We start from the raw sequence: 13,709 nt of genomic DNA, 5'->3' as shown, positions 1-13,709 counted from the left end.
TTTTTTAAGCTGATCGCCTACAGAGGAAGCAGAGGTATGCGTAAACGCGCGGGAGAGCTCAACACAGTGGATCGCAATATACTGCGGGTCCTGCAAAAAAATGGCCGCACCAGCTATGCGGAACTGGCTCGTCAAGTCGGATTAACTGCTACACCCTGTGTAGAACGGGTGAAACGGCTGGAAAGCGAGGGGGTTATCCAAGGCTATACGGCCCTGATCAATCCGGAGTTTCTGGATGCAGCGCTGGTAGTGTTTGTACAGATCCGCCTGAATCGCTCCGCCCAAGACGCCTTTGAAGAGTTTCGTAATGCCGTTGCAGCGCTGCCAGAGGTACAGGAGTGCTATCTGGTCTCCGGAAACTTTGATTACCTGATTAAGGCTCGGGTTGCGGATATGAGTGCCTATCGCAGGTTTTATGGCGAAACCTTACTGACTTTACCGGAGGTGCAGGAGTGCACCAGCTATGTGGTGATGGAGGAAGTAAAAGAGACCCTGGAGGTACCGGTTCACTACAACCGCTAACATCCACGACGAGGGCGACAAGCCAGTCGCCCTCCCACTGAACCGGCTTAGTATTGAATACCCAACTTGCGATAAACAAAGCCTATTACCCAGGCTGGACCAATCAGCAAAAATTGGACATCTTTAAAAAAGGAGGGCTTTTTTCCCTCGATATGGTGGCCGACAAACTGAAAAACCCACATCACCACGAACAGTCCCAGTGCCGTCTGCCACACGGGAACACCCAGGCGTTCCGCCACTGACCACCCCATAAACAGACTACCGTCAGCGCGGTCATACCCAGGCCAATTGGGAAGGAAAGGGCAAAGTAAAATAGCAGCACCGGCACTGTGATTACCACAGCCCAATTCAGCCATGGGAGTGCCGCCATAAACTGTAACTGCGGGATATCCCACAGAAGGCCGGCAACAGTTGCATAGATTACCGGTACCGCGATCCAGTGAATCGATTTATTAATGGGGTTCTGGTGACTCTCACCGTATTCGGCAAACCACTGCTGAGCACTGCGCATGACAATCTCCTTTTCTTATAGTGTTATTGTCAGGAAACTTATCATCCTCGACACCCCCGCCCTAATCAATGGCCGAAAGTATCAGGCGTTGAGCCAAAATAAGCGATTAACGCCGCACGTAGGCATCTAACTGAGCGTGATAGAGCTCAGCCATCTCCGCATCAAAACAACAAAATACGATGCTCTGTGGTTCGCCGTCTTTTTCCAGGTGTTGCTGCACCTGTTCAACAGCTATTTCCACCGCCAACCGAGGGGGATAATCATAGACACCACAACTGATGGCAGGGAAGGCAATGGAGCGCATACTCTCCCGCCGCGCCAACGTCAGGCACTGGCGGTAGCAGCTCGACAGCAGTTCCGGCTCGCCCAAACGGCCACCGCGCCAGACAGGCCCAACTGTGTGGTAGATACGTTTGACAGGGATTGAGAAAGCACTGGTGGCACGGACCTCACCGGCGGGACAACCCCCGATACTGCGGCAGGCCTCCAGAAGATTGGGGCCCGCGGCACGGTGAATGGCTCCGTCGACACCGCCACCACCGAGTAAGTGGGCATTGGCGGCATTGACGATGACATCGACGTTCAATCGCGTGATATCACCGAGATGAACTTTGATCACTCAGTATCTCCAACCGCTATTGGAATAATCGCTGCGGATGGAAATCCTTTTCGCCTCACAACAGTCGCGCCCTTGCCACAGGCGCGCCCTTTGCGCAGCTGTCGTCTTGCACCCAACCCCCTTAAAAGAAGGCCTTAAGTGCAAACCCTCCGGGCTTATCCCAGCAACTTTTTATGCTGGGAGGCCACGGCTTCCGGGCATTTCGTCAGTACGCTAACTATGACGATAGCAGCTGCTGAGAAAATAAAGCCTGGCAGCAATTCGTAAACATCGAAGATGCCACCGGAGAGCTGCTCCCAGATCACCACTGTGACTCCACCGACAGTAACCCCGGCAATAGCGCCGCTACCGGTCATCCTCGACCAGTAGAGACTGATTAACAGTGTCGGACCAAAAGCGGCACCCAGCCCGGCCCAGGCATAACTCACCACATCCAGGACCTTGGAATCCGGGTCCATGGCAATCCATACGGCAATCAGGGAAAGCCCCACAACGGCCCAACGCCCCACTTTAACCATGGCTTCCGGACTGGTCTTGCGCCCAAACCAGACATGGTAAATATCTTCTGCCAACGCTGCAGAAGACACCAGCAATTGCGAATCTGCAGTACTCATAATGGCGGATAAAATCGCTGCCAGCAGTACACCGGCAACAATCGGATGGAACAGCACTTGCACCAGCTCCATAAATACCGTTTCGCCATCGGGCAACCCCTGCTGCATCTGCAAGTGGGCAAAAAGGCCCACCGCCATGGCACCGAGGAAACCAATCAGGGACCAAACAGCAGCTACGGTTGCCGCCGCAGGAACATCGTCCGAGCTACGCACAGCCATAAATCGCGCCAGAATATGAGGCTGGCCAAAGTAGCCCAGTCCCCAGGCCAGGGAACTGAGAATGGCCACCAGCCCCAAAGCCTGGCCACTGCCATCAATCAGCCAATGCGTTAACTGCGGCTGCTGTGCTTGAAGCTGAGCCCAGCTGGCGGTTAAACCTCCCTGACCGGAGATAACTACCCAAGGCACAGCAATCAAGGCAACGCTCATCAGTAAACCCTGGAACACATCAGTCCAGGATACCGCCAGGAAGCCACCAAACAATGTGTAGGAAATTACCGCAACAGCGCCAATAACCACCGCATAGTGGTAGTCCCAACCAAACACTGTCTCAAATAGCTTGCCACCGGCAATCAAGCCTGAGGCCACATAAAAGAGGAAAAACAACAAAATGAAAATGGCGCAAATAGTGCGCAGATAGGGATGCCCCATTTTGAAGCGACGATCCAGGTAAGCGGGCACTGTCAGGGAATCATCGAGCTCATAGGTATAGATACGCAGGCGGCGCCCCATGCTGACCCAGCTCAAAACGATACCGGAAAAAAGCCCTATGGCAATCCAACCCGCAGATAAACCCGCTGCATAAGCAGCGCCGGGCAAGCCCAAGAGTAACCAACCGCTCATATCTGAAGCACCGGCAGACAGCGCCGCAACGGCGGGGGGTAGAGAGCGGCCACCGAGGAAGTAATCGCTGGCATTTTTGGTGCGCATATAGGCGTAAATGCCAATCACCAGGATTAAAGCCAGGTAAGCGACAAAGGTAAGGGCAACGAGCCACTGTGCGGGCATGTGGGGTTCCTTCTACTCAAGGTGGAGTGGCACCAGGATAGGGCTATTACTGCGACTCACTGCTCGCTTTTTGGGCAAAATGAGCTACAGGATCGGTACCACTTCAAAAATTGTTATGTTTATTGCGCCTAAATCTACCCAACAGGTGGCGTCGACTCAATCCGCAAACTAAATATTCAGGACAGCCACAGAAAAAAAGACAACACTATGGGCATCTGTCTGGACGAATTGCGCCTCCAGGTTATCCGTCCGACCCTCAAACACCTGAGAGCCTGGAGCCAGGGCATGGAAAACCTCCTGCTCGGCACTGCTGCACAGGAGTCGCAGCTTGGCTTTCACCTCAAGCAGGGACGGCGCCATGGATTGGGCATCTACCAAATCCAACCACACACTCACCGGGAGATCTGGGACGACTACCTGATTGGTCACCCGGCCCTGGCCTCAAAGGTACGGGGTCTGGCCAGCCAGCGGGATTTTCTCGATCACCCCCACAGTGAGCTGACCACCAACCTGCGCTATGCCACAGCTATCGCCTGGCTGGTATACCGCTCGGCGGATATCCACAAGATCCCCGAGCCGGAAACCAATGACGTGGCGAAAATGGCACGGCTGTGGCACCAGCACTTCCACCATGGGCCCAGTGCCACCACGCGCGACTTTGAATGCAGTTACGCCCAGCTGGTCAGCGGTGCAGATCCTACAGATTCAGCGCCTCGATATGCTGGGGGGCAACCTCCCGCGCATCCTCCGGCTCCCAGGAATTCACCTGGCGCTGAATTAAATGATCAGGACGCTCGGCAGTCGACGGCATAGAGCGGTCCAGCTCCAGGCTTTCAAAATCATACAGATCCCTGTCTGCTAATTGCGACGGAGATACGCGCGTTATTGCAGCGAAGATATTTTCGCTGCGCCCGGGGAATTTATTGTCCCACTCTCGCAACATCTGCTTGATCGCCTGCCTCTGCAGATTCTCCTGACTACCGCAGAGATTACAGGGAATGATCGGAAACTCCTTGAAAGCCGCGTAGCGGGCGATATCTTCCTCCCGGCAATAAGCCAGCGGGCGAATCACAATATTGCGCCCATCATCAGCACGCAATTTAGGGGGCATCGCCTTGAGGCGGCCACCGTAAAACATATTCAGGAACAAGGTCTCGACGATATCGTCCTTGTGGTGGCCCAAGGCCACTTTGGTGGCTCCAATCTCTTCGGCAAAGCCGTAAAGGGTGCCACGGCGCAGGCGTGAACAGAGGCTACAGGTAGTCTTACCCTCAGGTATTACCTCCTGCACCACCGAGTAGGTGTCTTTCTCCACGATATGGTGGGGCACACCCAGGGAGCGCAAATATTCCGGTAGGATATGCTCGGGAAAACCCGGCTGTTTCTGGTCCATATTCACCGCTACCAGTTCAAAATTGACCGGTGCGGTTTTTTGCAGGTTTAGCAGGATATCCAGCATGGCATAGGAATCCTTACCGCCGGACAGGCAAACCATAATTTTGTCGCCCTCTTCAATCATATTGAAATCGGCGATAGCACGGCCCACATGGCGGCGAAGGCGCTTCTGCAGCTTGTTGAATTCGAGCCGCTCGCGGCGGTTTTCCACTTCGGACATGGTGTCTCTCTAACTAGTTCAGTACCGCTGACCGGTTACAAATCTGGGGATCCAGCTGCAACCACTACCACTGGTGACCAATGGCCTGGCGCTGGCTTTCCCTATCCTGGGGGCGCGATTGTACGCATTTCGATCACGGAGTACACGACTCCCCCTCCACTGTATCCGCCAGCAGTGACTCAACACAGGGCCACACATGCTCCAGCAGTGCTGGTTGAGCCTTAGCCGTGGGGTGGATACCATCCGATTGCATGGCGCCATCCTCAAGTGCCACAGTTTCCAGAAAGAAAGGCACCAGTCCCACCTGCTCAGATTTCGCCACCTTTGGATAGACGGCGGCAAATGCATTGGTGTAGGCGCGTCCATAATTGGGCGGGATACGCATACCCAGCAGCAGCACCTCCGCACCAGAGTTCTTGGCCAGCTTCACCATTTCCATCAAGTTACGCTGTAAGGTTTGCGGCGGGTAACCTCGCAGGCCGTCATTTCCGCCCAGCTCCACAATTAGCCAGCGTGGGCTATATTCCTGCATCAGTCGCGGCAGGCGGGTCAACCCACCGGAAGTAGTCTCACCACTGATACTGGCATTGACCACCCGAACCTTCTTGCCTTTTTCCTGCAGGCGCTCTCGCAATAACTGCACCCAGCCCTGCTCCTCATTAATACCGTAGGCCGCACTGATGCTGTCCCCCAACACCAGCAGGGTCTCCGAGGTGTCCGCCTGGGCAACCCCGACAGGGACAAACAGCAACAACATCAAGCTGAATTGAGCCGCCAACTGCCGAAAAAAGGCTGTCGTCATGTCATACTCTCCAAAAAATTCGCGCATCCGTATAGGGAACACAGTATGTCCGCCATTCTCAAGGCAGAAAACCTGTATCACAGGGTCTCCACCAGCGAAGGGCCATTGACCCTATTAAACAATATCTCCCTGCAACTGGCTCGCGGGGAGAGCCTGGCTGTGACCGGTGCCTCAGGTTCCGGAAAATCCACACTACTCGGCCTGCTCGCCGGATTGGACAAGCCCAGTGAGGGTAAAATCTGGCTGGCCGGTGAAGAAATAACCGCCTTAGACGAAGAGCAGCGTGCTGCCATACGTGCCCGCTGTGTGGGTTTTGTATTCCAGACCTTCCAGTTATTGCCCGGTCTAACCGCACTTGAAAATGTCATGCTGCCCAGTGAGTTGCGCGGAGAGCGGGGTGCAGCAAAACGCGCAGAGGCGTTCCTGGCCAAAGTCGGACTGGAGCACCGCCTGGGCCACTATCCGCGCCAACTCTCCGGTGGAGAACAGCAGCGGGTCGCCATTGCCAGGGCATTTGCCAGCTTTAGCGGCGACGATGCGATTCTCTTCGCCGACGAGCCCACCGGCAGCCTCGATGCCGGCAACGGCGCCAAGATCATCGACCTGTTATTCAAACTCAACGCCGAATCCAACACCACCCTGGTGTTAGTGACCCATGAACAACGCCTGGCAGAGCGCTGCGCCACCCACCTGCGCATGTCCGCGGGCGCAGTAGAGTCCTACGACTCCCTCACCGGTGACGACAACCTGTCAGAGGTATCCGCCTGATGCTGCCACTGCGACTGCTTTTCAGGGACTGGCGCGGAGGCGAGCTGGCCCTGATCGCCAGTGCCCTGGTGCTGGCTGTGACCTGCGTAACCGCCATCGCCCATTTCACCGATCGCCTCACCCGTGCCATGGAAGAGCAGTCCCTCACCTTCCTGGCGGCAGAGAAGGTGCTGCGTAGCAGCCAGCCAGTCGACCCCGCTTGGCTCACCGAGGCCGAGAAACGAGGATTGGAGCAAGGTGAAGCAATCCAGTTTGCCTCGATGATCTCGGCCAATGACCAATTCCAGTTTGTCTCCGTAAAAGCCGTGGGTGGTGGCTACCCTTTGGTTGGTCATCTGGAAATTCGCCGATCGCCGGATGCCCCACGTGAGGTCGCACAACAGGGGCCACCTGCAGGGGAGGCCTGGGTGGAGTCCCGCCTACTCCCCCTGCTGGAAATTGAAATCGGCGACTCTATAGACCTGGGCGACACACAGCTCAAAGTGACCGGACTTTTAGAGCGGGAACCCGACCGGGGTACCAGCCTGTTTGATATGGGCGCACGGGTGCTGGCCAATGTGGATGATCTGCCGGCCTCCGGTGTTATCCAGCCCGGCAGCCGGGTGCGCTACCGTTACCTGTTTGCCGGCGATAACCAGATACTGAAAGAGTATTTCGACTGGCTGAAACCACAGCTGACTGAGCATCAGCGGGTGCTGGATCTGCGCGAGGGCCAGCCACGGGTAGCCTCAGCACTGAACCGCGCAGAGAGCTTCCTGTTCCTTGCCGCCAGCCTCGCTGTACTGCTGGCCAGTGTTGCTGTAGGCCTGGCCGCACGCCGCTATGGCCTGCGACATACTGCTTACGTGGCTGTAATGAAAAGCTTGGGCGCCGGGCGCAACAAGGTACTTGCTATCTATCTGGGCCAGCTGGCCGCCCTCACCCTGCTTGCCACTGCCCTGGGCCTCGCTTTAGGCAGTTTTATCCAGGCACAAGCGGTCAACCTGATGGCTGGCTTCTTCCCGGTAGCCCCGCCCGCCAGCCACTGGAACCCTCTGTTAGTCGGGCTCGCCACCGGCCTGGCCTGTGCACTGGGTTTTGCCCTGCCACCGCTGTTCCGCCTGGCGCGCACCGACCCCATGCAAACCCTGCGCAAGGACTGGAGCAATCCCGATAAACGGGAATGGCTTGGATTAATCCTCGGCCCCAGCGCCATGCTGTTGTTGATCTGGTGGCTGTCGGGCAGCTTGGCCATGACTCTGGCCCTGCTCGCCGGTATGGCGCTGCTGGTAGGAGGCAGCGCCCTGGTCAATCAATTACTGGTGCGAGGAAAGCTGGCCTCTCTTGGTGGAGCCTGGCGTATTGCCCTGGGCAGCCTGCAGCGCCGCGCCGCATTCAATACACTGTTGATCGCCGCCTTTGGCACCGGCCTGCTGGCAATGTTGGCCCTGGTTTTTGCACGCACCGCACTGATCGACGAGTGGCGTATGCAGCTGCCGGAGAAGGCGCCAAATCACTTCCTGCTGAATATCGCCCCCACAGATGTGGATGGAATACAGCAGATACTGGAAAAGGAGGCAGTGAGTAGCACCGAATTCTATCCCATGGTGCGCGGCCGTCTGATCGCCATCAATGACACTCTTACCAAGGATCTTAAGGATCGCCCCAACGGCGTACGCCGGGAACTCAACCTGAGCTGGACCGAAAACTTGGCACCGGATAACCGTATTCTCGAAGGCAAATGGTGGGACAAAACCAGCGAGGGAGTCTCGGTTGAGGTGGAACTGGCCGCACAGCTTAACTTGGCCCTTGGTGACAAATTGCGCTTTTCCATCGGCGGGCTGGAAGTGGAGGCCCCTGTGGCCAGCTTCCGCTCCCTGGACTGGAACAGCATGCGCCCGAACTTTTATATGTTGTTTGCACCAGGTTCCCTGGAGGGCTTCCCAGCCACTTATATCACCAGCTTTTATCTTCCTCCTGAAGACAAGCTGCTGATCAACGATCTGGTGCGCAGCTATCCCAGTGTCAGCGTGATAGAGCTGGATAAGATTATCCTGCGTATTCGCGACACCATCGACCAGGTATCTTTTGCCATCGAATCGGTAATGGCACTGATGCTTGTGGCCGGGGTACTGGTATTAATTGCCGGGGTACGCGCCAGCATCGCCGAGCGTTTGCAGGAAGCAGCAATTATCCGCACACTTGGAGGACGCAGGCGCCTGTTATTGAAGAGCCTGGTTCTGGAGTTTGGGCTACTCGGCTGTGCCGCCGGTTTACTGGCCGCCATTGGCGCCGAAGCAACCCTTGTGGTGCTATCGCAACGGGTTTTCGAGCTGCCCCTGATGTTCCACCCCACCCTGTGGCTACTGGGCCCATTGGTAGGCGCCGTATTGGTGGGAACTGCCGGCACTTTGGCCTGTTACAGCTCAGTGAGCCAACCTCCGCTAAAAGTGCTGCGAGAACTGGCCTGATTGCGATAAATTGGCCCAAATGTAGGCCGTACATAAATAGAGATGTAGCTTTTTATGGACCTGGAATTCGACCGCAAACATATCTGGCACCCCTACTCCTCGCTGATCAACCCGCCGCCGGTCTATCCGGTGGCCAGGGCTGAAGGGGTTCGAATTTTCCTGGAAGATGGCCGAGGCCTTATCGATGGCATGTCCTCCTGGTGGAGTGCCCTGCATGGCTACAATGTGCCCGAGCTGAATCAGGCCATGCGCGATCAGATGGACAAAATGTCCCATGTGATGTTTGGCGGCCTCACCCATGAACCGGCCATTGAGCTGTGCAAAAAGCTGGTGGAAATCACCCCGCCTGGGCTCAACCGCGTATTCCTCGCTGATTCCGGATCTGTTTCTGTGGAAGTCGCCATCAAAATGGCGCTGCAGTTTTGGCACTCCAAGGGAAAGCCGGGCAAGAATAAATTGCTGGCCCTGCGCAATGGCTACCACGGCGATACCTTTGGGGCCATGGCCACCTGTGACCCCATTACCGGTATGCACCACCTGTTTGCCGGGCAACTCAGCCAACATCTGTTTGCCCCCGCCCCGCAAACCCCTTTTGGTCAAACCTGCCCGGATGAAGATATCCGCGAACTGGAACAACTGATTGCGCAAAACAGCGAGCAACTGGCTGCGGTGATCCTCGAACCCATAGTGCAGGGTGCCGGCGGTATGCGCTTTTATTCCGCAGATTACCTGCGCCGGGTACGAGCACTCTGTGACGAATACGACCTGCTGCTGATTGCCGATGAAATCGCCACCGGTTTTGGCCGCAGTGGCAAAATGTTCGCCTGCGACCACGCCGGGATCAGCCCGGATATTCTCACCCTCGGCAAGGCACTCACCGGCGGAACCATGACTTTAGCGGCCGCGCTTTGTAGCGATCGTATTGCCGAAGGCATTTGCAATGGCGAGGCCGGAGTCTTTATGCACGGCCCCACCTTTATGGGCAATCCCCTGGCCTGCTCTGTTGCCAATGCCAGCATCCAGCTGCTTCTCAGCAGCCCCTGGCAGGAACGAGTAACAACTATCGAGCAGCAGCTGACCGAGCAGCTGGCCCCATTAAAATCCGCACCGGGTGTTGCCGATGTTCGAGCCCTTGGCGCGATTGGAGTGGTGGAAATGTGTGAACCAGTGAATATGACCAAGGTGCAGGAAGCTTTAATCGAACGCGGAATTTGGCTGCGCCCCTTTGGCAAGCTGGTCTACGCCATGCCGCCCTATGTGATTTCTAAAGAAGACCTTAGCCAATTAACTTCAGCAATGGTTGATGTGCTGGGAGAGATTTCCTAGCCTCCGTACCAATTAATTTGTGAAGCCGGTCTCAATAATACAGGGTTAACCGGCTCCTCCTGTAAATAGCCTTCTCTTTGCTACCGCGAAGAGAAGGTTAACAGATCAAATTCCATAACACGGGGTTACCTCTTCCAGGCTAAAGACCTCCGTTGACCCCTCCCGCATTCGTCGTTCTCAGATTCAATTTTCTTAGTCTTTACAAGCTTCGATTAGCTTGATCGCAATTTCTGCGAGAAATGTTTTGAGCACCTAAAAATTCCTGTATCATTAATGTTAATGATAGTTATCCTCATTTGCGATAGCAATCAAAGTGATCACTGTTAAATGTTAGGCATTCACCTCGCCCGATCAATGCCTTTTCAATCTTTACTGCTTGGGCGTTAGAGAGGAAAAATGAGAATTTTAATTGCATTACTTTTTGCGGTTACTTTTGCTACCACGGCGCAAGCTAGCGACGCATCAGGAGAAAAACCCATTCAGCACCTCAAGGTAGCGGATGTTACTTCGATGAAGGATGCCAAGAAGATTTTCATTGAGAAAACAGCAGAAATTAAGGGCAAGCAAAAACTTGATGCTGCTGAGCTTCACCAGATTCATGTCATCACCTACACGCTTGAGAAAAGTGTTGAGTTTTTCTCTGAGAACCTGAAGGGTGAGAAGCAAGAGCTTGCAAAAGAAATTGCCGTTGTGGTGGAGAATATCCATCTTAACTCCGAAAACAACCGTACAGAAAAGACCCAAAAAGATTTAAAAGAGTATTTTAAATTAGCAGATAAATTTATCGCTGGATTTAAACAGCAATAATAAAAATCAATTCTGAGCCTAATAAGCGACTCTATTCGGCGCGAAAGGCTCAACCAATACGACCGAAATTTAAAGCGCTAACTATCATTAGTTAGCGCTTTAATGGGCACACCACCCGTTCATTGCGATGCGCCATAGTCACGACCAGATTCTCAGCGATTCCCATTGCCCGCATTCCATTCCTTTTTGATGCGTACATAAATCTCTTCCCGGTGTACAGGCAGGGATTTGGGGGCAAGTATTCCTATCTTCACCTGATTACCCTTAACTTCCAATACCGTGACTGAGACATTTGCTCCAATCCGTAAGTTTTCGCCTGTCCGGCGCTTTAAGACCAACATATTTATGTCCTACTGATACTCAAGCCATAAGTAAACCTTCCACGATGGGAAAGCTTGGATAGTAACGCTATGGGGAGATGTGAGGTGGTGCGCGAGAACGGTAGGCATAGAAAAAGAAAAGGCAGACGCAACGCTCCCAGAGCTTGGGGAATCTCTCCAAGCCGCTGATTGTGCTCCACTTTATTGAAGACGAGCGGGTTTCTAGCGTACTATACATATAGCCATTTTGATAATTAGCCTATCAATTTGGTTAGCTGGCCCCAGGTGTTCCAGCACCTTGGGTCAGCGCCTTTTACTTATTCTTACTTCACGCTACCGTTCTCCTTTGAGGGGGTGGTTTTTTAGAAAATTCTTGGGACTCTGGATTCTCTCGGCTCCCTTGAACCGAGCCGCTTTGATTATTGCCTTCAGATGGCTTCTTAGTTACGGCCAGAATAACAATAAAGATCTATCGATTTTACGCAGCTTTGACACTAAAACAAACTTAATAAAATCCAATAAGATCATTTTTGTGCCTATATTTTTGGTTATTCATGCTTTGGAAAATTTCAGTCACACATAAAAATGGCCATTTAAATTAACACTCCTCACCGTTTCTCACTTTAGAATGCAAAAAAATAGCAACACCACTACTTGAAATATCTTCCACATATCAATAGAAAATATCTCTCGATAGCCAAAATATCTTGCAGACTTCTAATATATTGCTGTGGGATTTAGGTCGACATCCTATTAGTAGTGTTATTTTCATCCAACACTTAAAATCGAAGCGTTCTGGTACGATACCCACTATTTGTAAAAAGGCTACCCCAGAATGTCCATTATGCGAATTACCCGCTTAAGCGGCCTATACCGATCAGTTTTTTAAGCCTGCATCATATCCTGCCTAGATACCTTAACAACCTCCCCCAAACTATTACCGGCCTACGAAAGTTTGTGAGTGCTAGCTTAGGGATTTACGGTCATATTGACTGTTATATTGGAGAGCCAGAAGATACACCAAAAAACAATCGTTATATCAATAGGTTACAGACTATCGTTAAAACCGGGATAGTAGTCAAAGTGATCATTTTTACAGTCTGTACGAACGTATCAGAATGCTTTAAGCCCATGATTTAAAATATAAATTTTTGCTTTGGCGTAGAAATTGATTCTGAGATAATAGTCAGGATAATAGTGGTCTGAATGATCACTATATAAATGTTAGCTGCCGTAAGAGAGTAGTTCTGTGAATAAAGTCAACTTAGACGGGCAATATCTTATATTCTTAAGCCACGATGACGTTTCAAATATTTTGGAAACAAAGACGTTTGAAGAGTTTGCTCTTTCCCACTATGACATTCTCGCACCAGCACTACAAGAGTATCGTGAATATAGCGGAGTTGAAATCGCTCTTATGGGAGCGAGTGGTCGCTATCAATTAATCTGCTTCGTAAGCGTATCAGGTAAAAAGTATAGAGTTCATATTGAGGATGTTATTTGCGAGCACTGTAATAAAAGAAGCGGAATATCAGGAACGCCTGGAGTATGGGATCTCTATTTATTCTGCGAAGATCCGCATGCGGTTCACAGTAAAGCAATGGCTTTGCCTGTAAAAAAATGCATTCACTGCTCAGGGTTGCTAAATCGCAGGCATACAATCTGGTTTATGCATGAGCAATGCAGCTAACAAGCAGCGGCAGAGCGACAGCCAACGCTACGCACTTTTTGTGTTACTCGCTAGCGCTCAAACATTAACACAAAAAGCGCTCCGCGCCGGCTGCGCCTGCGCTGGGCGTTAACCGGTAATAGCATGAAAAGAATATTTGCAGTTTTACTATTAGCTTTCTCCTCCCCTGTGTTTTCGTGTTCATTTGCTCCAATGACGCAAGAATTTGAAATTACGGGTGAAGAGGCTGAGGCGCCGGAAAGACCAAACTTTGAATTAAAAAGCATAAAACGTGGTTTCTACGATGGAAACGGTGGTTCCTGCTCAGATGCAGGAATGATCACGCTTAAAAATATTAGTAAAAATAGCCGAGATGTTGGATACAAATTTTCCATTGTGGAGGGTGCATTCGAAGATACTATCTTCGGAGATAACCCAATTGTTCCATCTAACTTTGTTGAAGAAAGCGAGTTCACTTTCATTTGGTTTGATGGTCATACCGATGAACAAGAGCCTTTTGAAATAACTATTGAGATTACTCCTGTATCCAAAAGTGGCAGTACTGGTGAGTCAGCTAGGTTAATAGTTGCGCACCCTGGTGTTGAAAAACCATGGTGGAAAATCTGGTAGTGCGGACGCGGTTAACAAGCAATGCAGCCGACGTCTTATTTTGCGTAC

Annotated in this window: 15 protein-coding genes; 8 read left to right on the top strand and 7 right to left on the bottom strand. The window is 52.5% G+C overall.

Annotation, left to right across the window (positions count from 1 at the left end):
• Positions 1–36 precede the first annotated feature (36 nt).
• Positions 37–522 (top strand): Lrp/AsnC ligand binding domain-containing protein, encoded by a 486-nt coding sequence (locus GL2_RS12920; protein WP_143731057.1) that lies wholly within the window; start codon positions 37–39, stop codon positions 520–522.
• Positions 523–569: 47 nt separating this feature from the next.
• On the opposite strand, the gene GL2_RS22150 is transcribed toward GL2_RS12920, so the two are convergent.
• The 4 genes from GL2_RS22150 to putP form a co-directional block, all read right to left on the bottom strand.
• Positions 570–773: an Mpo1-like protein gene (locus tag GL2_RS22150; protein WP_255505667.1), complete on the bottom strand. Its 204-nt coding sequence runs from the start codon at positions 771–773 to the stop codon at positions 570–572.
• Entirely contained in the window at positions 704–1,033 is a 330-nt protein-coding gene (locus GL2_RS12915; RefSeq protein WP_232053611.1) for a DUF962 domain-containing protein, read from the bottom strand. Before GL2_RS12915 ends, GL2_RS22150 begins: the two co-directional genes overlap by 70 nt.
• 106 nt (positions 1,034–1,139) lie before the next feature.
• Positions 1,140–1,652 (bottom strand): O-acetyl-ADP-ribose deacetylase, encoded by a 513-nt coding sequence (locus tag GL2_RS12910; RefSeq protein ID WP_143731055.1) that lies wholly within the window; start codon positions 1,650–1,652, stop codon positions 1,140–1,142.
• 155 nt (positions 1,653–1,807) lie between these two features.
• Positions 1,808–3,274: a sodium/proline symporter PutP gene (gene putP / locus GL2_RS12905; protein WP_143731053.1), complete on the bottom strand. Its 1,467-nt coding sequence runs from the start codon at positions 3,272–3,274 to the stop codon at positions 1,808–1,810.
• Positions 3,275–3,481: 207 nt separating this feature from the next.
• On the opposite strand from putP, the gene GL2_RS12900 reads away from it, so the two are divergent.
• On the top strand, positions 3,482–4,087 hold the full coding sequence (locus GL2_RS12900) for a hypothetical protein (protein WP_197736450.1): 606 nt from the start codon (positions 3,482–3,484) through the stop codon (positions 4,085–4,087).
• Here GL2_RS12900 and ttcA read toward each other — a convergent pair.
• A complete protein-coding gene (ttcA, locus tag GL2_RS12895; protein WP_143731051.1) occupies positions 3,972–4,889 on the bottom strand; it encodes a tRNA 2-thiocytidine(32) synthetase TtcA in 918 nt (305 codons plus the stop codon). The genes GL2_RS12900 and ttcA overlap by 116 nt on opposite strands.
• A gap of 133 nt (positions 4,890–5,022) precedes the next feature.
• A complete protein-coding gene (locus GL2_RS12890) occupies positions 5,023–5,691 on the bottom strand; it encodes an arylesterase (RefSeq protein WP_197736449.1) in 669 nt (222 codons plus the stop codon).
• Positions 5,692–5,736: 45 nt separating this feature from the next.
• On the opposite strand from GL2_RS12890, the gene GL2_RS12885 reads away from it, so the two are divergent.
• The 4 genes from GL2_RS12885 (at position 5,737) to GL2_RS12870 (ending at position 11,042) form a co-directional block, all read left to right on the top strand.
• Complete coding sequence (locus GL2_RS12885; RefSeq protein WP_143731049.1) at positions 5,737–6,459, top strand: ABC transporter ATP-binding protein; 723 nt, start codon at positions 5,737–5,739, stop codon at positions 6,457–6,459.
• Positions 6,459–8,909, top strand: coding sequence for an ABC transporter permease (locus GL2_RS12880; RefSeq protein WP_143731047.1), 2,451 nt, complete (start codon positions 6,459–6,461; stop codon positions 8,907–8,909). Before GL2_RS12885 ends, GL2_RS12880 begins: the two co-directional genes overlap by 1 nt.
• 54 nt (positions 8,910–8,963) lie before the next feature.
• Positions 8,964–10,235 (top strand): adenosylmethionine--8-amino-7-oxononanoate transaminase, encoded by a 1,272-nt coding sequence (bioA, locus tag GL2_RS12875; protein ID WP_143731045.1) that lies wholly within the window; start codon positions 8,964–8,966, stop codon positions 10,233–10,235.
• A gap of 396 nt (positions 10,236–10,631) precedes the next feature.
• Positions 10,632–11,042, top strand: a complete 411-nt coding sequence (locus GL2_RS12870) for a DUF6746 family protein (RefSeq protein ID WP_143731043.1) — start codon at positions 10,632–10,634, stop codon at positions 11,040–11,042.
• A 152-nt stretch (positions 11,043–11,194) separates the two neighbouring features.
• On the opposite strand, the gene csrA is transcribed toward GL2_RS12870, so the two are convergent.
• A complete protein-coding gene (gene csrA, locus GL2_RS12865) occupies positions 11,195–11,383 on the bottom strand; it encodes a carbon storage regulator CsrA (RefSeq protein ID WP_143731041.1) in 189 nt (62 codons plus the stop codon).
• A gap of 1,228 nt (positions 11,384–12,611) precedes the next feature.
• On the opposite strand from csrA, the gene GL2_RS12860 reads away from it, so the two are divergent.
• Positions 12,612–13,052 (top strand): hypothetical protein, encoded by a 441-nt coding sequence (locus GL2_RS12860; RefSeq protein ID WP_143731039.1) that lies wholly within the window; start codon positions 12,612–12,614, stop codon positions 13,050–13,052.
• 123 nt (positions 13,053–13,175) lie between these two features.
• A complete protein-coding gene (locus GL2_RS12855) occupies positions 13,176–13,661 on the top strand; it encodes a hypothetical protein (RefSeq protein WP_143731037.1) in 486 nt (161 codons plus the stop codon).
• Positions 13,662–13,709 lie beyond the last annotated feature (48 nt).

Origin of the sequence: Microbulbifer sp. GL-2, assembly GCF_007183175.1 — a bacterium.
Taxonomy (GTDB): Bacteria; Pseudomonadota; Gammaproteobacteria; order Pseudomonadales; family Cellvibrionaceae; genus Microbulbifer.
This window is presented reverse-complemented; position numbering and strand designations above follow the sequence as displayed.